This window comes from Streptomyces sp. CBMA152, assembly GCF_014596475.1.
GTDB lineage: Bacteria > Actinomycetota > Actinomycetes > Streptomycetales > Streptomycetaceae > Streptomyces.
In genome coordinates, this window is record NZ_MECJ01000030.1 from 117,844 (window position 1) to 135,369 (window position 17,526).

12 protein-coding genes are annotated in these 17,526 nt (G+C 72.3%); 6 read left to right on the top strand and 6 right to left on the bottom strand.

Annotated elements, in window-relative coordinates:
• Positions 1–22: 22 nt before the first annotated feature.
• The 3 genes from BG418_RS31155 to BG418_RS31165 all read right to left on the bottom strand — a co-directional run bounded on the left by BG418_RS31155 (position 23) and on the right by BG418_RS31165 (position 4,360).
• Entirely contained in the window at positions 23–1,726 is a 1,704-nt protein-coding gene (locus BG418_RS31155) for an LCP family protein (RefSeq protein WP_188277388.1), read from the bottom strand.
• Positions 1,727–1,946: 220 nt separating this feature from the next.
• Complete coding sequence (locus tag BG418_RS31160; protein ID WP_188277389.1) at positions 1,947–3,317, bottom strand: LCP family protein; 1,371 nt, start codon at positions 3,315–3,317, stop codon at positions 1,947–1,949.
• Between the two features lie 290 nt (positions 3,318–3,607).
• A complete protein-coding gene (locus BG418_RS31165; RefSeq protein WP_188277390.1) occupies positions 3,608–4,360 on the bottom strand; it encodes a TIGR03089 family protein in 753 nt (250 codons plus the stop codon).
• 128 nt (positions 4,361–4,488) lie between these two features.
• On the opposite strand from BG418_RS31165, the gene BG418_RS31170 reads away from it, so the two are divergent.
• The 3 genes from BG418_RS31170 (at position 4,489) to BG418_RS31180 (ending at position 8,160) form a co-directional block, all read left to right on the top strand.
• Positions 4,489–5,733 (top strand): peptidoglycan recognition protein, encoded by a 1,245-nt coding sequence (locus BG418_RS31170; protein ID WP_188277391.1) that lies wholly within the window; start codon positions 4,489–4,491, stop codon positions 5,731–5,733.
• A gap of 119 nt (positions 5,734–5,852) precedes the next feature.
• Positions 5,853–6,935 carry a sugar phosphate nucleotidyltransferase gene (locus tag BG418_RS31175; RefSeq protein WP_188277392.1) on the top strand — a complete coding sequence of 361 codons (1,083 nt, stop codon included), beginning with the start codon at positions 5,853–5,855 and terminating at the stop codon, positions 6,933–6,935.
• A gap of 217 nt (positions 6,936–7,152) precedes the next feature.
• Positions 7,153–8,160, top strand: coding sequence for a DNA-3-methyladenine glycosylase (locus BG418_RS31180; RefSeq protein WP_188277393.1), 1,008 nt, complete (start codon positions 7,153–7,155; stop codon positions 8,158–8,160).
• A gap of 20 nt (positions 8,161–8,180) precedes the next feature.
• Here BG418_RS31180 and BG418_RS31185 read toward each other — a convergent pair whose 3' ends face one another.
• Genes BG418_RS31185 through BG418_RS31195 form a run of 3 tightly spaced genes read right to left on the bottom strand, consistent with a single transcriptional unit; the run spans position 8,181 to position 10,997 of the window.
• A complete protein-coding gene (locus BG418_RS31185) occupies positions 8,181–9,488 on the bottom strand; it encodes a coenzyme F420-0:L-glutamate ligase (protein ID WP_188277426.1) in 1,308 nt (435 codons plus the stop codon).
• Between the two features lie 38 nt (positions 9,489–9,526).
• Positions 9,527–10,483, bottom strand: a complete 957-nt coding sequence (gene cofD / locus BG418_RS31190) for a 2-phospho-L-lactate transferase (protein ID WP_188277394.1) — start codon at positions 10,481–10,483, stop codon at positions 9,527–9,529.
• A gap of 13 nt (positions 10,484–10,496) precedes the next feature.
• Positions 10,497–10,997, bottom strand: a complete 501-nt coding sequence (locus BG418_RS31195) for a cysteine dioxygenase family protein (RefSeq protein WP_188277395.1) — start codon at positions 10,995–10,997, stop codon at positions 10,497–10,499.
• A 678-nt stretch (positions 10,998–11,675) separates the two neighbouring features.
• Between BG418_RS31195 and BG418_RS31200 the strand changes: the two genes are divergently transcribed.
• The 3 genes from BG418_RS31200 to BG418_RS31210 all read left to right on the top strand — a co-directional run bounded on the left by BG418_RS31200 (position 11,676) and on the right by BG418_RS31210 (position 17,471).
• A complete protein-coding gene (locus BG418_RS31200) occupies positions 11,676–11,939 on the top strand; it encodes a WhiB family transcriptional regulator (protein WP_067159810.1) in 264 nt (87 codons plus the stop codon).
• 220 nt (positions 11,940–12,159) lie between these two features.
• Positions 12,160–15,888, top strand: a complete 3,729-nt coding sequence (locus BG418_RS31205) for a glycosyltransferase family 2 protein (RefSeq protein WP_188277396.1) — start codon at positions 12,160–12,162, stop codon at positions 15,886–15,888.
• On the top strand, positions 15,885–17,471 hold the full coding sequence (locus tag BG418_RS31210) for a DUF5719 family protein (RefSeq protein ID WP_188277397.1): 1,587 nt from the start codon (positions 15,885–15,887) through the stop codon (positions 17,469–17,471). Before BG418_RS31205 ends, BG418_RS31210 begins: the two co-directional genes overlap by 4 nt.
• The last annotated feature ends 55 nt before the right edge of the window (positions 17,472–17,526 follow it).

Here is a 17,526-nt window from a genome sequence, read left to right on the forward strand (position 1 = left end):
CTTGTGGGCCGGGAACCCGTTGTCACTTTGCGCAGACCGACTTGTCGGCTTCGACCTTCTGGATGCCCTCGGGCGCCTTCGACGGCGCGGCGATGGGAACACCGGCGCCCTTGAAGTCCGCGCCGAGGGTGAGCTCCATGGGAGTGCGCCCCACCGCGTCCTTGTCGGCGGGCTTCAGCGCACTCGCGGGCAGACCCATCAGATCGGCGAGCTCGCGGGCCTGGTCGGCCTGGTTCGGCGCGTACACCAGGGTGGTGTCGGCCAGTTTGGCGGGAGCGTTCCCGCCGTTGTCGGACTTGAGTACGCCCTTGCTGTTCTGCAGCCAGAGCAGTGTCTTGGAGGCGGAGCCCGGCTGGGCACCGCCGTTGAGCACCTGCACGCGCACGGCGGACGCCGGGGCGCGGGTGCCCTTGAGGAGTGCCGCCTGGGCGTCCTTGGCCGCGTTCTCCTTCTTCTTCACCTCGGTGAAGGAGATGTCGGACTTCATCATGCTGAACACCTGCGGCGCCTTGGTCGGGTCGACGACCACGGTCTTGCGCACCTTGCCGTCGGCCGGGTTGTCGATGACCGGGAGGGTCGCGAAGGTGACGTTCTTCAGATCGACCTTGCTGAGGTCCTGCGCGAGGCTGGTCAGCTTCTTGATCGACCCTATCCCGGAGTCGACCGTGAGCGCCTTCGTCGCTGCGTTGGCCAGGCTGAACACCTTGGTCGGGCTGCTCAGCGTCGAGTCCGACTTCATCTGCCGCATCATCGAGCCGAGGAACTGCTGCTGCTGCTTGATCCGGTCGAGGTCGCTCTCGTTGCCGAAGCTGTGCCGCGTCCGTACGAACGCCAGCGCCTGCTCGCCCTCGATCTTGCTGATGCCGGCCGGGAGCTTCAGATGTGACTTGGGGTCGTTCACCGGCTTGGCCAGGCACACCTTCACGCCGCCGACCGCCGTCGACAGCTCCTTGACCGCGTTGAAGTCGGCCATCATGAAGTGGTCGACGTCGAGGCCGGTGAGCGCCTTGACCGTACGCATGGTGCAGCCCGGGTCGCGGCCCTCCTGGCCGAGGCTGGTGTTGAACCGGACGTTCGACTCGCCCGGGACGTTCTTGGTGGAGCCGTCCTTCTGCTTCGTCGGGCACTCGGGGATGTTCGTCACCAGGTCGCGGGGGATGGAGAGCGCGGTCGCGTTCGTCCGGTCCTTGGAGACATGGAAGAGGATGTTGGTGTCGGCGTGGCCCTCGCTGCCCTGGTCGCCGTACCCCTCGTTGCCTTTTCCGGTGCGCTTGTCCGTGCCGATGATCAGGATGTTGACCGGCCCGTCGGACGTGGCGTTCTTGTTGCCCGCGTCACCGACGTCCACCGTGTTCAGGTTGTTGTTGAAGTGCTGGTAGAGCAGGTACGCGCCAGCCGAGCCCGCGACGAGGACGAACCCCATCACGCCGCCCGTCCACAGCAGCACCTTCTTCTTGCGTGACGCCTTGGGCTTGCGCTTGCGGCGGCCCGTGCCGTCCTCGGGGTCCTTGGTGCCGCGCCGGTTGTCGCGCTGGCCGGGGACCTCGCGCTTGGCGGAACCGCTTCTGCCGGGGGTCGAGGATCTACGGGAAGAAGCGCCGGCCGACGGGGACGACTCCGGTCCGGAAGGACTCAGTCGCAATTCGTAATTGCCCGTCTGCGGGTTGAGTACCCACTGGTCTGCCGGGTCGACTTCATCCGCCCGCCCACGGCTCTGCGCATCCACGGTTGCCTTAGTCCTCCGTCGGTGCCACGCGAGACACTTCCCCCAAAGCGCTCTGTCGTTCGGTCGTGCAGTGCGCGGCCCCGGGGGCCACAAGCACCGGGTCGCGTCACACTATCTGCCCAGTTGAGCGAAGAGCGACGGCCGTGACAAATTCCACGCCCCTTACAACCGGGCAATCCGCCCAATCCGCATCCCCGCCCGTTCTCCGTTGGCACACGTTTTACCCGCACATCCCTACGGCGGCATTCGAACCGGGGTACGTGGGCGCGGGACTCGCGGACGGCGGATCGTCGGGCTTGTCGTCCGTCGAGGAGCCGTCGGCGCCTTCGGAACTACGGGCGTTGTGCTCATCGCCGTCCCCCTTGTTCTTCTGCGCGGTCCCCGGCGCCACCTTCAGCGGCCGGTCGTCGCGCAGTTGCTGGAAGAGCACCCGCGCGTCCGGCTGCACCAGTTCGTCGCGGTTCGAGTCGTACGCGTACGGCTGGCGCGGGACGGTCAGAAACTGCACCTTGTCCGTCGGGATTCCCCGCATCCCGCGCACAAGGTCGTACAGATCCCGCAGTGAATTCAGCCCCGGGTCGGTGGTGAGCGACTTCGTCATCGCGTCCAGTACCGGATAGAGCCGGGTCGGATTGAGCAGTACGCCATTGCTCTGCACCTTGCGCACCAGCGAGCCGAGGAACTGCTGCTGGCGGTCCATGCGTTCGGTGTCGCTGCCGTCACCGAACGCATGCCGGGCGCGCACGAATCCCAGTGCCTGCTCACCGTGGAGCGTCTGTCGGCCCGCGGGCAGTTTCAGATGCGCCAGACGGTCGTCGACGGGCTGCTTCAGACACACCTCGACCCCGTCGACCGCGTCCACCATGTCCTTGAACCCACTGAAGTCGACGACCATGTGGTGGTCGACCCGGATTCCGGTGAGCTTTTCCACCGTACGAATGGTGCAGGCGGCGCCGCCGAACTCGAACGACCAGTTGAACTGGGCGAATTGGGCCTTGGTGCGGGTGCCGTCCTGCTTGAGGCAGTCGGGGATGTCGGCCATCAGATCGCGCGGCAGCGACACGGCGGTGGCGGACTTCCGGTCCGCCGCCAGGTGCAGCAGGATCGTGGTGTCCGAACGCTGACTGCCGCCGTCGTCACGGCCGTACGCGCTGTTGTTGCCCGCGCGCGAGTCCGAGCCGATGAGCAGCAGGTTCTGCGCGTCGCCGTTGCCCGGCGGCGGGCGCTCCTTCTCGTAGCGCTCCAGCTCGGCGGCGGCCGTGGTGTCGGTGCGGATGTTGTGGTCGAGCTTGTTGTAGAACCACCAGCCGGTACCGGCGGCGGCGAGCACCAGACAGGAGACGCCCACGGCGGTCCAACGCAGCCAGTGGGAGCGGCGGTTGGGGCCTTCGCCGCTGTCGCCGCCTTCGTCGGCGGGCGTCGGCTCGCTTTCCGTGTCGGCCGCTTCGGATGCCTGCGCCGGTTCGGATTCCGTGGCGCTCGCTTCCGGCGCGTGTTCGGGCTGTGTCGGCGTGTCCGGTCGCGGCTCGTCCTCGGCCCGGTGGTCGGGCCCGGGCGGAGTGCCGGCACTGTCGGTCACGTCGGCGTCCATCCTTCACGGGGTCGGCGGCGGGCGGGATGCCGCCGGGGTACCCCGGTAGACGGCCGTCGCCCGCGCTTGGTTGTGTGCTCACCGCCGATCATGTACCGCGGGCCGGGCCCGGGCCCGGGGGACTCGGCTCCCTGTGGGCCACAAGGGTGGCGCCGAACTGCTTTTCCCATTGATGCGTCGGCGTGTGCGCGAGCGGGAGGCCCGCCGGACGGTCCGTCAGGTATGCCCGAGCGGACCGCGCGGATCTGCCCGGTCGGCCCATTAGGTGTGCCTCCGGGCGCTGCCCTGCCTCACACGGCCCGGTGGGTGACCCGCTCGCTCTCGATCCGCTTGTCGAGCCCGCCGTCGGCCAGTTGGTCCAGATTGCGGCAGAGCACCACCGAGCCGCCCGAGGCCAGCGGCGCGTACAGCCCGCGCGCCAGACCCTCCCAGCTGTCGTACGGGAGCGCCGAGAGCAGCCGCGAACCGGGTTCGAGGCCGAGCTCGGCCGCGTCGGCGCGGGCGCGCTCGACGAGTTCAGCGGCGGTCAGTTCGACCGGGCCGACCGCGAGCGCGGGCCCGGCCGGGTCGACGGGGGCGTACGGCGCGAACCGGTCGCCCTGGCCCGGCACCTCGACCGCGTAGTCCTGGAACCCGGCGGGCACCTGCGGGAAGCGGCCGCCGAGCGGGCGCAGCGCGAGCGCCACCCGTTCGCCGGAGCAGGCGCGGGCCGCCTCCAGCGCGTCCGGCCCGGCCACCACGAGGTCCGCGCCCGCCGGATCGCCGCCGATCTCGACACGTACACCCACCGAGTGGGCGGCGAGCAGCCACACCGCGCTCTGCCAGTGCGCGGGCAGCAGCAGCGCGAGCCGGTCGCCGGGCTCGGCGGCGAGGTCGCCCTGGAGCAGATTGGCGGTCTTGGCCACCCAATTGGCGAAGGTGGCCACCGACAGTTCCACGCGCTCGCCGGTGGCGTCGTCGTAGAAGGTGACCAGGGGGCGGGCCGGGTCCGCGGCGAGCGCGGATCGCAGCAGGTCGGCGGGGGTGCGGTCGCTGGCGTTCACGCGGCAAGCGTACGGGTGCGGGCGGGGCCCGCGCCGGGGGGCGCCACCGCCCGCGTACACCGGTTCGGCCGACGGTCCGTCAGTTTTGAGATGGACAGACTTGTACGCTTATGTCCAGGATCGTCACCATGCGTGCTCTCCTTGCATCCTCGATCGGGGTCGCGTGCGCCACCGCACTCGCCCTGCCGCTCGCCGTGCCCGCCGACGCCGCCGTCCGGCCCGCGTCCGCCGCGTCCCCGGCCGCCGAACCCCTCGGCTCCACCCAGTCGCTGCCGCTCGCCCCGCTCGGCGCCACCGACCGGACCCTGGGCGCCGCTCGCGCCCAGGGTCTGCCGGAGCGGGACACCAAGCCCTTCTCCCTGGTCGGCGTCGTGTGGGACGACGCGAAGACCGAACTCCACGGCTCGGTCCAGGTCCGCGCCCGCGCCGCCGCCTCGCGTACGTGGTCCGGCTGGCAGGACGTGGACACCCACAACCAGGAGCACGCCCCCGACCCCGGCAGCCCCGAGGACGACGCCGCCCGCATCCACGGCGCCACCGCCCCGCTGTGGGTCGGCGACTCCGACGGCGTCGAGGTGCGTGTGCGTCCCGAGGCGTCGGGCGGGCGCGCACCGGAGGGCTCGCTGCCCCGGGGGCTCCACATCGACCTGGTCGACCCGGGCGCGGACCCGGACCTCGGCGACGGCGGGGGCGGCGAGGACCGCGCGTTGGCGCCCGAGGCCTTCGCCGAAGGCGCTGCCGGGACGCGCGTGGCGGCGCGTCCGTACATCGGCCCGCGCCCGCGCATCATCACGCGCCGGGGCTGGGGCGCCGACGAGAGCCTGCGCGAGCCGGGTTACGTCTACACCGACCGGGTCAAGGCGGCGTTCGTCCACCACACCGCGTCCGGCAACAACTACCGCTGCTCGCAGGCCGCCTCCGTCCTGCGCAGTATCTACCGCTACCACGTCAAGAGCAGCGGCTGGCGGGACATCGGCTACAACTTCGCCATCGACAAGTGCGGGAACATCTACGAAGGCCGCGCCGGTGGTGTGGCCAAGCCCGTCCTCGGCGCGCACACTCTCGGTTTCAACACCAACTCCATGGGCATCGCGGTCCTCGGGACGTACACCTCGACGAACCCGTCCTCCGCCGCGCTCGACGCGATCGCCAAGCTCACGGCCTGGAAGCTCGGCATGTACGGGGTGGACCCGACCGGCACGACCCATCTGACCTCGGGCGGCGGCAACCTCTACCGGAAGGGGCGCAGTGTCAGACTCAACGTCATCTCCGGACACCGCGACGGCTTCGCCACCGAATGCCCCGGCACCCGCCTCTACAAGAAGCTCGGCAAGGCCCGCTCGTCCTCGGCCCGCCTCCAGGGCCGCCACTGAGGGGGCCGGCGCGGCCGGCGCCGCCCGGGGCAGGAGCCCGGCGAACCGTCTGCATAAACTGGCCGGCCGTAGTTGAACGAACGATTCCGCCCGGCCCCAGCAGGAAGCAGAGACGACAGGTGACTGAAGCGATCCTCCTGGTCGGCGGCAAGGGAACGAGGCTGCGCCCGCTCACGGTGAACACGCCGAAGCCGATGATCCCGGCGGCGGGCGTCCCGTTCCTCACCCACCAGCTGGCCCGCGCGCGGGCGGCGGGCGTGGAGCACATCGTCCTGGCGACGTCGTACCTGGCGGAGGTCTTCGAGCCGTACTTCGGCGACGGCTCGGCGCTCGGGCTGCACCTGGAGTACGTGACGGAGGTCGAGCCGCTGGGCACCGGCGGCGCGATCCGCAACGTGGCCTCGCGGCTGCGCTCGGGCCCCGACGACCCGGTGCTGATCTTCAACGGCGACATCCTGACGGGCCTGGACATCGGGGCCCTGGTCGACACGCACTCCTCGTCCGGGGCGGACGTCTCCCTCCACCTGACGCGGGTGGCGGACCCTCGGGCGTTCGGCCTGGTCCCGACGGACGCGGACGGCCGAGTCCAGGCGTTCCTGGAGAAGCCCCAGACTCCGGAGGAGATCGTCACCGACCAGATCAACGCGGGGGCGTACGTGTTCCGCCGCTCGGTGATCGACTCGATCCCGGCGGGGCGGGCGGTGTCGGTGGAGCGGGAGACGTTCCCGGGCCTGCTGGCGGCGGGCGCGCACCTCCAGGGCATGGTGGATTCGACGTACTGGCTGGACCTGGGCACCCCCCAGGCCTTCGTACGCGGCTCGGCCGACCTGGTCCTGGGCCGCGCCCCGTCCCCGGCGGTCCCCGGCCGCTGTGGCGACCGCCTGGTGCTGCCGGGCGCGGTGGTGGCGCAGGACGCGAAGCTGACGGGCGGGACGGTGGTGGGCTCAGGGGCTCGCATCGGCGAGGGCGCGCGTGTCAGTGGCAGCACGGTGCTCGCGGACGCGGTGATCGAGCCGGGCGCGGTGATCACGGACTCGCTGATCGGGGCGGGGGCCGTGGTGGGGGCGCGGTGCGTGCTGTCGGGCGCGGTGGTCGGTGACGGCGCGGTGATCGGCCCGGACAACGAGCTCCGGGACGGGGTCCGCGTGTGGTGCGACGCGGTGCTCCCGCCGGGAGCGATCCGCTTCTCCTCGGACGAGTAGCCCCACCCCGCGACCTGTTGGGGGGCGGTTGTTCGTCTGCGGATCGTGCTGGGTTGCTCGCGCAGTTCCCCGCGCCCCTAGGTGGTTAGGGGCGCGGGGAACTGCGCGAGCAACCCAGCACGGGCGGCCAGCCGACCGACAACCGCCGGAGGCTTTCGGGAAGGGGTGGGGTGGGGAAACCAAACCGGGCGGAGCCCAGGACAGTAACCTCGGGAGCGTGGCCGGTCGCTTTGCTCCCCGTACTCCCACCCGCACCACCGTGCGCGGCGGAGAAGTCCGCGTGCCCCCGGCCGTGCCGACGCCCCGGCCCGCGTCAACGGGTGCCCGCAGTCGGCGGTACGCACCACCCGGACCCCTGGACCTCGGGCTCATCCTCGGCCCCCTAAGACGCGGCCCCGCCGACCCCACGTTCCGGGCCGCCCGGGACGGGGTGTGGAGGGCGTCCCGTACGCCCGAAGGCCCCGGCACCCTCCGCGTGACCAAGCAGGCCGACGCCGTCGAGGCCGAGGCGTGGGGCGAGGGCGCGGAGTGGCTGCTGAGCCACCTCCCCGGGCTCCTCGGCGACGGGGACGACCCCGAGGCCTTCGCCCCACGGCACCGCCTCGTCGCCGAGTCCGCCCGCCGCCGCCCCGGCCTGCGCCTGTCCCGTACCGGCCTCGTACTGGAGTCGCTGATCCCGTCGATCCTGGAGCAGAAGGTCACCACGGACGAGGCGTACCGGGCGTGGCGCCTGCTCGTACGCAAGTACGGCGAGCCCGCCCCCGGCCCGGCCCCCGACGGGATGTACGTGATGCCGGACGCCCGGACATGGGCGCTGATCCCGTCCTGGGAGTGGCACCGCGCGGGCGTCGACGCCAAGCGCTCGTCGACGATCCTGCGCGCGGTACGGGTCGCCCGCCGCCTGGAGGAGGCCGTCGCGCTGCCCCAGGAGGAGGCGGCGGCCCGGCTCCACCTCGTCCCCGGCATCGGCCCGTGGACCAGCGCCGAGACGCTGCAACGGGCGATGGGCGCCCCCGACCTGGTCAGCGTCGGCGACCTGCATCTGCCGGGCATCGTCGGCTACGCCCTGGCGGGCGACCGCACTGCCGACGACGCGGCGATGCTGGAACTCCTGGCCCCGTACGCCGGTCAGCGCCACCGCGCCACCCGCCTGATCCTCCTCAGCGGCCGCACCCCGCCCCGCCGAGCGCCCCGGATGTCACCGCGCGACATCGGGGCGCTCTAGGCCGAGGAGGTCGAGGCTGCTCAGCGCACCTCGATGAACGCGTCCGCGTCCCGCGCGGGTCGTTCCTTCGGCGGCTCCGCCGCGCGCCCGACCGCGACCGCGCCCATCGGGTCCCAGTTCGCGGGCAGGTCGAGGACCTCGCGTACGACATCGCGGCAGAACATCGTCGACGACACCCACGCCGACCCCAGCCGCTCACCGGCCAGCGCCACCAGGAAGTTCTGCACGCCGGCGCCCGTCGCGACCACGAACATCTCGCGCTCGGCGGTGTCCCGGCGCGGGTCGCCGTAGGTGTGCGAGCCGTCCATGACCAGGCAGGGCACCACCAAGTACGGCGCGTTGCGCAGGACTTCGCCCCGGCGGACCCGCTTGGCTATCGACGCCTCGGACTTGCCGTCGCGCCGCAGGTCCGCGATCCACGCGTCGCGCATCGCGTCGAGCAGCCGGGTCCGCGCCTCGGCGGACTCAAGCAGCACGAACCGCCAGGGCGTGGTGTGGTGCGGCGCGGGAGCGGTCACGGCGGCCGCCACCGCGCGGCGGACCGCGCCGGGGTCGACCGGGTCGTCGGTGAACGCCCGGACCGTACGCCGCTGGGTGACCGCCTCCCGTATCGCCTCCGAGGTACCGAGGCGGAACATGTCGTCGGGCGCCGAGCGGACCAGCGCGCGGGCGCCGCCCTCGGCCGACGCCGAGACGAGGTGGGACAGCCCGCTGACCACCGCGACCGGCAGCCCTTCGGCCTTGCCCTTCACCAGGTCGCCCGCGGCGGCGAGTTCATCGGCGTGCGCCACGACGGTCGCGACCAGCGGATTGCCGTACGCGTCCGTGCCGCCGCGCAGGTCGTCGAGGACCCGCACGCCCGCGGCGCCGATCGCCACGTCGGTGAGCCCGCTGCGCCACGGCCGCCCGAAGGTGTCCGTCACCACGACGCCCACCTCGACGCCGAGCGCGGTCCGCAGCCCGGCCCGGATCGCCTCGGCGGAGGCGTCGGGGTCCTCGGGGAGCAACAGGATGGTCCCGGCCGGGGTGTTGGAGGCGTCGACCCCGGCGGCGGCCATGACGAGCCCCTGCCGGTTCTCGACGATGCGCAGGGTGCCGCGCCGGGCCACCACCCGTACCGTCTCGGCGTCGATCGCGGCCTCGCGGTCCTCCGCCTGTACGACCCGGCCCTCCGCCTTGGAGACGATCTTCGAGGTGACGAGCAGGACGTCACCGTCGGCGAGATCCGGCGCGGCGGCGGCGATCAGCTTGGCGAGGTCGTCGCCCGGCCGCACCTCGGGAATCCCGGCCACGGCCCGTACCCGGTACGAGGGCGGCACAGCCGGAATCCCGTTGTCCGTGCCCACGTCCACCCCGTTGTCCGCGCTCACGCCCGTACCTCCTCGGCCAGGGTCAGCGCCTCGCGCGCCATCGCGGCCGTCGCGTCCAGGTCCGTCATCAGCAGCGGGACCGCGCGGCAGCGGATGCCGGCCGCCTCGACCGGGGCGACGGCCGCCGCGTCGGCGGTGTCGACCAGCCAGCCGTCGAGCAGCCCCGACCCGTAGTGCTCGGCGACCGCCGAGGCCGTCGACTCGACGCCGACCGCGGCCAGCACCTTGTCCGCCATGCCCCGCACCGGCGCGCCCCCGACGATCGGCGAGAGCCCGACCACCGGCACGCCCGCGTCCGCGATCGCCTCGCGGATGCCGGGCACGGCCAGGATCGTGCCGACGCTGACGACCGGGTTGGACGGCGGGAAGAGGATCACGTCGGCGGCGGCGATCGCCTCCAGGACGCCCGGCGCGGGCTTCGCGGCCTCCGCGCCGACCGGCACCACGGCCGTCGCGTCCACGGACGCCCGCATCTTGACCCAGTACTCCTGGAAGTGGACGACCTTGCGCCCGCCCTCGTCCTCGATCGCGACATGGGTCTCGACCCGGTCGTCGGACATCGGGATCAGCCGCACGCCGGGCTGCCAGCGGGCGCAGAGCGCCTCGGTCACCGCGCTCAGCGGGTAGCCCGCGCCGAGCATCTGCGTACGGACGATGTGGGTCGCGAAGTCGCGGTCGCCGAGACCGAACCACTCCGGTCCCACCCCGTACGCCGCGAGCTCCTCCTTGACGTGGAAGGACTCCTCGGTACGCCCCCAGCCCTGCTCCTCGTTGATGCCACCGCCCAGGGTGTACATCACCGTGTCGAGGTCGGGGCAGACCTTCAGTCCGAACAGATGGATGTCGTCACCGGTGTTGCCGATCACCGTGATGTCCGCGTCGGGCGCGGCCTGCTTGAGGCCACGCAGAAAACGGGCACCGCCGATGCCGCCGGCCAGAACCACAATGCGCATGTACAGCAGTCTGTCAGGCGGGTACGACATTCGAGGCGGCGGCTGTGGACTGGCTGGAGTGCATCGGCATTTCGGTCAGGCCGGGGTAGTAGATGTGCAGGCTGACGGCCGGTTCGAGGGAGTCGTTGACCACGTCGTGGGCGTAGCCGGGCGCGAAGACGCGCTGCGCGCCGGGGGAGAGTGTGCGGGTGCCGCGCTCGGTGCGCTCGCTCAATTCGCCCTCAAGGACGGTCAGTACGCCGGACGACTGTCCGTGGTCGTGCAGCCCGCTGCTCTGCCCGGGCACCCAGGACAGCAGCCAGACCTCGTAACCGGGTCCCCTACGCAGCCGGTGGTACCAGCGGCTGGTCGCGTCGTACTGGACGAGCGGGGCCCACTGCGTACGGTCGGCCGCGATCGAGCGGGCCAGGCCGACGAAGTCGGCGACGGTCGTGGGGTGCTCGCGGGCGGGCTGGAGGAGGTGCGTGACCTCAAGGATGTCGCCGGCGATCTGAAGGTCGCTGTCGCTGTTCATGGGTGCGGTGGTTCCTCGGCAGAGACTGAGAAGCAGTGCGGGGGGTCGCAGGGGCGTGTCGCGATGTCGCATCGCGGGAGCCCGGCGGGCGAAGACACGGGAAGCGCGTGGAACGCGCGGCTGGAGCGCTACGGCATCAACAGCTGGAACAGCAACAGCGCGCCTGGACAGCGCTGCGGAACCCACGGAGGTGGGTCGCGAAGAGCGCTGTGGTCGCTGGCATGCCATCAAAGGTGACCAAGAAGAGCCCGGCTGTCAACCCAATACCCGATTTGGCCGTAATGTTTCACCTCATCCGGTTACTGCGTACGGAGAAAGGTTTGTGCACAACCGCCACCGGAGATGTGGCGCTGCGACTGTGCGCACAAACGCCGTTGTGTTCTCGTGATCGGACTGTGATCCGAGTCGCTTCCTCCGCTCGGGTGCAACAAGATCGATATTTGGCTCGTCCCTCAGTGCAGGTGGACGAGGTGTGATTGGGCCAATGGCATGTGTCATGGTTTTTGCCGATTTGAACACTTTCCGTATGGCCTTGGTTCCGCAGAGTGAATACCGGGCCCAATAGCAGATCTCGGCTTGACTGGCCCGGATCGGCGCACTTGTAATTTCACTCGTGTCGTTCGTCCGAAATCGGTAACGGCAGCATCACGGGGCAGCAAAGACAGACGAGGGGTGCACATGACCGAGGTGTTCCAGGAGCTGCTGGTCGACGATGTGGACGAAGAACTCGGCTGGCAGGAGCGCGCGTTGTGCGCCCAGACCGACCCCGAGTCCTTCTTTCCCGAGAAAGGCGGCTCCACCAGGGAGGCGAAGAAGGTCTGCCTCGCCTGCGAAGTCCGCTCCGAGTGCCTCGAATACGCCCTCGCGAACGACGAACGCTTCGGCATCTGGGGCGGACTGTCCGAACGCGAGCGCCGCCGCCTGAAGAAGGCGGCGGTCTAGTTTTTTCCGGGGGCTTTGCCTCCTCCGGAACCCGTCTGGAACCCGCCCGGACCTCCTTCGGACCCGTTCTGGACCGTTTCCGGACCCCCTCCGGTCCCACCCGGCCTCCACAGGCGGCGGACTGCCGCGTTCCCCAGCCATTAGTGTGGGGCGCTGCCAGTCAGCACAGCAGCCTCCGGGGCCCAACCCCCGGACCCCGGCCGGAGGGGCCCGTACCTCGATGTCCGTGCACAGCCAGTCGACGGCCCCGTATGCCGAGGCCGCGACTCCCGAGTTCCCCAGACACGTCGTCACCGCCGTGCTCGTCTCGCACGACGGCGCCCGCTGGCTGCCCGACGCCCTCGCCGGGCTGCTCGGACAGGAACGGCCCGTACAGAACGTGTACGCGGCCGACACCGGCAGCGCCGACGACTCCGCCCGCCTGGTCACCGAGGCCCTGGGCGCCGAACGGGTCCTGCACCTGGCCCGCCGCACCGGCTTCGGCGCCGCCGTCGACGAGGCCGTCCGCTCGGCGGGGGTGCTCGGCCCTGAGGAACTGCCGTATCTGAAGCGCCCCAGCGGCTGGGACCCCGTCTCGCGCAGCTGGCGCGACGACACCTACGACCTGCCCGAGCTGCCGCACGGCGAGCCCGTGCAGTGGCTGTGGCTGCTGCACGACGACTGCGCGCCGGAGCCGGACGCGCTCGCCGAACTGCTGCGCGTCGCCGACTCCGACGCGTACGCCGCGGTCGTCGGCCCCAAACTGCGCGGCTGGTACGACCGCAAGCAGCTGCTCGAAGTCGGCGTCTCCATCGCCCGCAGCGGCCGCCGCTGGACGGGCCTGGACCGGCGCGAGCAGGACCAGGGCCAGCACGACCAGGTCCGCCCGGTGCTCTCCGTCTCCTCCGCCGGCATGCTGATCCGCCGCGATGTGTGGGAGGAGCTGGGCGGCTTCGACCGGCGGCTGCCGCTGATGCGCGACGACGTCGACCTGTGCTGGCGCGCGCACGCCGCCGGGCACTCCGTCCTGGTCGCCCCCGAAGCCGTCGTACGGCACGCCGAGGCCTCCGCCCGCGAGCGCCGCACCGTCGACTGCGCGGGCCGCTCCGCCGTCGACCCGCACCGGGTCGACAAGGCGGGCGCCGTCTACACGATGCTCGTCAACTCCCGCCCCGCCGCGCTCCCGTACGTCTTCCTGCGGATCGTCGTCGGCACCCTGCTGCGCACCCTCGCGTATCTGCTCGGCAAGGCGCCCGGCCAGGCGGTCGACGAGATCATGGGCCTGTCCGCGACCCTGCTGCGGCCCGAGCGGATCCTCGCCGGGCGGCGCAGGCGCGCCAAGAGCGCGGTGGAGGCGAGCGAGCTGCGGCCGCTGTTCCCGCCGCCGGGTGCCACCGTCCGCGCCACCGTCGAACAGGTCGCCGCCAGCTTCGGCGCGGGCACCGAGGACACCGGCGGCTCCCGGCACGGCGCCGTCGAGTCCGGTCCGGGCGGCGACGACGCGGACTTCCTGGAGATCGAGCAGTTCGCGCGGCTGAAGAAGATCGCCCGCAGGCCCGCGCCCGTGCTGTTCGCGCTGCTCCTGCTGATCTCGCTGGTCGCCTGCCGCCAACTGCTCGGCGGCAACGCCCTCACCGGCGGCGCCCTGCTGCCCGCGCCCTCCGGCGTCGGCGACCTGTGGGGCCGTTACGCGGACGCCTGGCACCCCGTCGGCACCGGCGGCACCCAGAGCGCGCCGCCCTACCTCGCGGTGATCGCCGCGTTCGCCGCCCTCTGCTTCGGCTCGACCGGCCTCGCACTGACCCTGCTGCTCGTCTGCTCGGTCCCGCTGGCCGGACTCACCGCGTACTTCGCCTCCCGCCCGCTCGTCGAGTCGCGGCTGCTGCGCGCCTGGGCCGCGGTCGCCTACGCCTTCCTGCCCGCCGCCACCGGCGCGCTCGCCACCGGCCGCCTGGGCACCGCCGTGCTGGCCGTCCTGCTGCCGCTGATCGCCCGCGCGGGCGTCACGGCCGCGGGCTTCCGCGGCGAGGGCCGCGGCTCGTGGCGCGCGACCTGGACGTACGCGCTGCTGCTCACCGCCGCCATGGCGTTCACCCCCGTCGTCTGGCCGGTCGCCGTGCTCCTGAGCCTGGTGGTCCTCGCGCTGCGCCGCGCCGACATCACCGCGTACGGACTGCGCTTCCTGGCCGCCGTCGGCACTCCGCTCCTGGTCCTCGCCCCCTGGTCGCTGACGCTGCTGACCGGCCCGTCCGGCTTCTTCCGCGAGGCCGGTCTGGAGTACGGCAAGGGCGCGGCCACCGGACTCGACCTGCTCGGCGCCAGCCCCGGCGGCCCCAAGACGGTCGGCGGGCTGCTGCTCATCGGCTTCGTGCTGGCGGCGCTGGCCGCGTTGCTGCGCGGGGAGCGGGAGTTCGCGGTCCGCACGGCGTGGGCGGTCGCCCTGACCGGCTTCCTGTTCGCCGCCCTGTCCAACAACAACGGCTGGGCCGGCCCCGCCACCCTCGTCTACGGGCTCGCCCTGATCGCCGCCGCCGTGCTCGGCGCGGAGGGCGCCAAGGAGCGCGTCGCCGCCCATGGCTTCGGCTGGCGCCAGCCGGTCGCCGCGCTGATCGCCCTGGCCGCCCTGGCCGCACCGCTGATCGCCGCCGCCGGTTGGATGCTGAGCGGCGCCGACGGCCCGCTGGAGCGCCGCGACCCGGTGCAGGTGCCCGCGTTCGTCGCGGAGGAGAGCGGCACCCGCGACCAGGCCCGCACCCTCGTCCTCGGCGGCACCTCGCCCGCCAAGGTCTCCTACACCCTGGTCCGCGGCTCGGGCGGCCGCCTCGGCGACGCCGAACTCGCCGCCTCCGGCGGCAGCGACCCGCGCCTGGACAAGGTCGTCGCCAACCTGGTCGCGGGCTCCGGCGCCGACCAGTCGTCCCAGCTCAGCGGCTTCGCCGTGCGCTACGTCCTGGTACGCGACGGAGCTCCCCGCGAGTTCGGCCGCGTCCTCGACACCACCCCCGGCCTCAGCCGCCTCAGCCAGCTCGACGGCAGTGCCCTGTGGCGCGTCGACCGGCAGGTCGCCCGCGCGGTGATCATGCCGCCCGCCTCGGGGGCTGCCTCCCCGGCCGGATCGGCCCAGGCGGGCGCCGCCGAGCCGGTGGCCGTCGCCGCCGACCCGGTCGACGTCCACACCAAGATCCCGGCCGGCGCGGACGGCCGCGTCCTGCGGATCGCCGACCGGGCCGCCCCCGGCTGGACGGCGAGCCTCGACGGCAGACTGCTGAAGAAGACCACCGTCGACGGCTGGGCCCAGGGCTTCCAACTCCCCGCCGAGGGCGGTCGGCTGGACATCACCTACGCCGCCCCCTTCACCCACACCGCGTGGATCTGGGCGCAGTCGCTGCTCGCCCTGGTGCTCGTCGTGCTCGCCCTGCCGGGCCGCCGCACCAAGATCGACGACGATCTGCCGGAGGAGGAGCAGCCGGTGCTGCCCCCCGCCATGGAGGGCGAGGGCCGCCGGGCCCGCCGCCTGCGCGCCCAGGCCGAGGCCGACGCGGCCGGAGCCGACCAGTCCGACGCCCCCGCCGACGCGGGCGACCCCGTCGGTGCGGGCGGCCACGACGTCCCGCCGCCGCCCGCCGAGGCACCGCAGACGGCCCCCGAGCCCGACCCGTACGCCGCGCCCCCGTACGCCCCCGAGGTCCCCCAGCAGCAGCCGTACGGCGGCGAGTGGGACTCCGCGACCTACGCGGGCGCCGAGTACCCGCAGCAGCAGTACGACCCGTACCAGCAGCACCAGTACCAGCAGTACGACCCGTACCAACAGCAGCAGTACCCGCAGCAGGACGCGGCGTACGACCCCTACGGCTATGGCTACGGCGGTGAGCACCCCGACCCGGCGCAGGGCGAGCCCGGGCGCATCCCCGGCCAGGACCGGGGGCACGAGACCGAGCAGCCGCACCGCCCCGACGGGAGCACCCAGTGAACCGCAGCACTCTCTCCCTGATCGCGGCCGCGGTGGCCCTCGCCGCCGTCACCGGTTTCGCGGCCGTCACGGCGCCCGGCGGCGGCTCCGCGAAGGCCGACGCCAAGGGTCCGGCCCGGCTGCCCGTGGAGCGCTCCAGCCTGCTGTGCCCGGCGCCCAGCCTCTCCGAGCTCGCCGAGACGACGTACACCACGTACACCCCCAAGGGCAGCGGTGACGACACCGGCGGCAAGGCGGCCACACCCGGCACGGCCGTGCTGAAGCCCGCCGCCACGCCGCTCACCGACGACACGGCGACCAAGCCCACCGACAAGCCCGATAAGGGTGGCAAGGGCGACAAGAAGGGCAAGAAGGACAAACCTTCGGAGAAGCCCGACCCCAACAAGGCGGTCGTCACCCTCAAGGAGCCCGGAAAGCCCGCGTCCGCCACGGCCAGCGGCTCCGACGCACCCGCGCTCACCGGCTCCGCCGACGGCCTGCTCGCGCCCGGCTGGGCCGCGCAGCAGACCACGGTGGTGTCGGGGGGCGACACGCGCGCGGTGCTCGGCACCCGCTGCACCGCACCGGACACCGACTTCTGGTTCCCGGGCGCGTCCACGGCCAAGACCCGCCAGGACTACGTCCACCTCACCAACCCCGATGACAGCGCGGCGGTCGTCGACATCGAGTTGTTCGGCAAGGACGGCCCGGTCAAGTCCGAGGTGGGGGAGGGGATCACGGTCCCCGCCAAATCCAGCGTCCCTGTTCTGTTGTCAACGTTGAGCACGGTCGTGGCCGATGACCTGACCGTCCATGTCGCGACCCGCTCCGGCCGGGTGGGCGCGGTCATCCAGGCCTCCGACGCGAAGGCCGGCGCGGACTGGCTGCCCGCGTCGGCGGACCCGGCCGCGAGCCAGGTCCTGCCGGGCATCCCGGCCGACGCCACCGACGTGCGCCTGGTGGTGCACGCCAAGGGCACGGACGACGCCGATCTCAAGGTGCGGCTGGCGGGCGGGTCCGGCAGCTTCACCCCGGCGGGTCTGGACACCGTCCATGTGAAATCGGGGATGACGGCGTCCTTTGATCTGAAGAACGTCACACGGGGTGAGGCGGGTTCCCTGTTTCTCACCCCGACTTCGGATGGCGGAAAAACGCCCATCGTGGCGGCGCTGCGCGTAGTGCGCGGAACGGGTGACAAGCAGGAGACCGCATACATTCCGGCCACCGCGCCCGTCGGTGACCGGTCCACGGCGGCCGACAACCGGGCCAAGGGCTCGACGCTGGCGCTCACCGCGCCGACCGCGGCCGCCACGGTCAAGGTCACCGCGTCGCCCGGCACCGAGGGCGGCGAGCCGCAGACCAAGACGTACACCGTCAAGGCCGGCACGACGCTCGCGGTGGAGCCGCCGGTCCCGGCCGGGCTCAAGGGCTCCTACGCGCTGACCGTCGAGACCCAGCCGGGCAGCGGCCCGGTCTACGCCTCCCGCACGCTGGCGCTGCCGCAGGACGGCATCCCGATGTTCACCGTGCAGACGCTCCCGGACGACAAGGGAACGGTCGCGGTCCCGGCCGCGAAGCAGGACTTGTCGGTGCTGGACGACTGAGGCCCGGTCCCATGGTGTCCGGTCCGTGAAGGGATCGGTCCTGTCCGTACCGCCG

Excerpts from the sequence above, each read along its gene's own strand:
- BG418_RS31160 (WP_188277389.1), bottom strand. The coding sequence starts at position 3,317 with ATGGACGCCGACGTGACCGACAGTGCCGGCACTCCGCCCGGGCCCGAC.
- BG418_RS31170 (WP_188277391.1), top strand. The coding sequence starts at position 4,489 with ATGCGTGCTCTCCTTGCATCCTCGATCGGGGTCGCGTGCGCCACCGCA.
- cofD (WP_188277394.1), bottom strand. The coding sequence starts at position 10,483 with ATGCGCATTGTGGTTCTGGCCGGCGGCATCGGCGGTGCCCGTTTTCTG.
- BG418_RS31195 (WP_188277395.1), bottom strand. The coding sequence starts at position 10,997 with ATGAACAGCGACAGCGACCTTCAGATCGCCGGCGACATCCTTGAGGTC.
- BG418_RS31200 (WP_067159810.1), top strand. The coding sequence starts at position 11,676 with ATGACCGAGGTGTTCCAGGAGCTGCTGGTCGACGATGTGGACGAAGAA.
- BG418_RS31205 (WP_188277396.1), top strand. The coding sequence starts at position 12,160 with ATGTCCGTGCACAGCCAGTCGACGGCCCCGTATGCCGAGGCCGCGACT.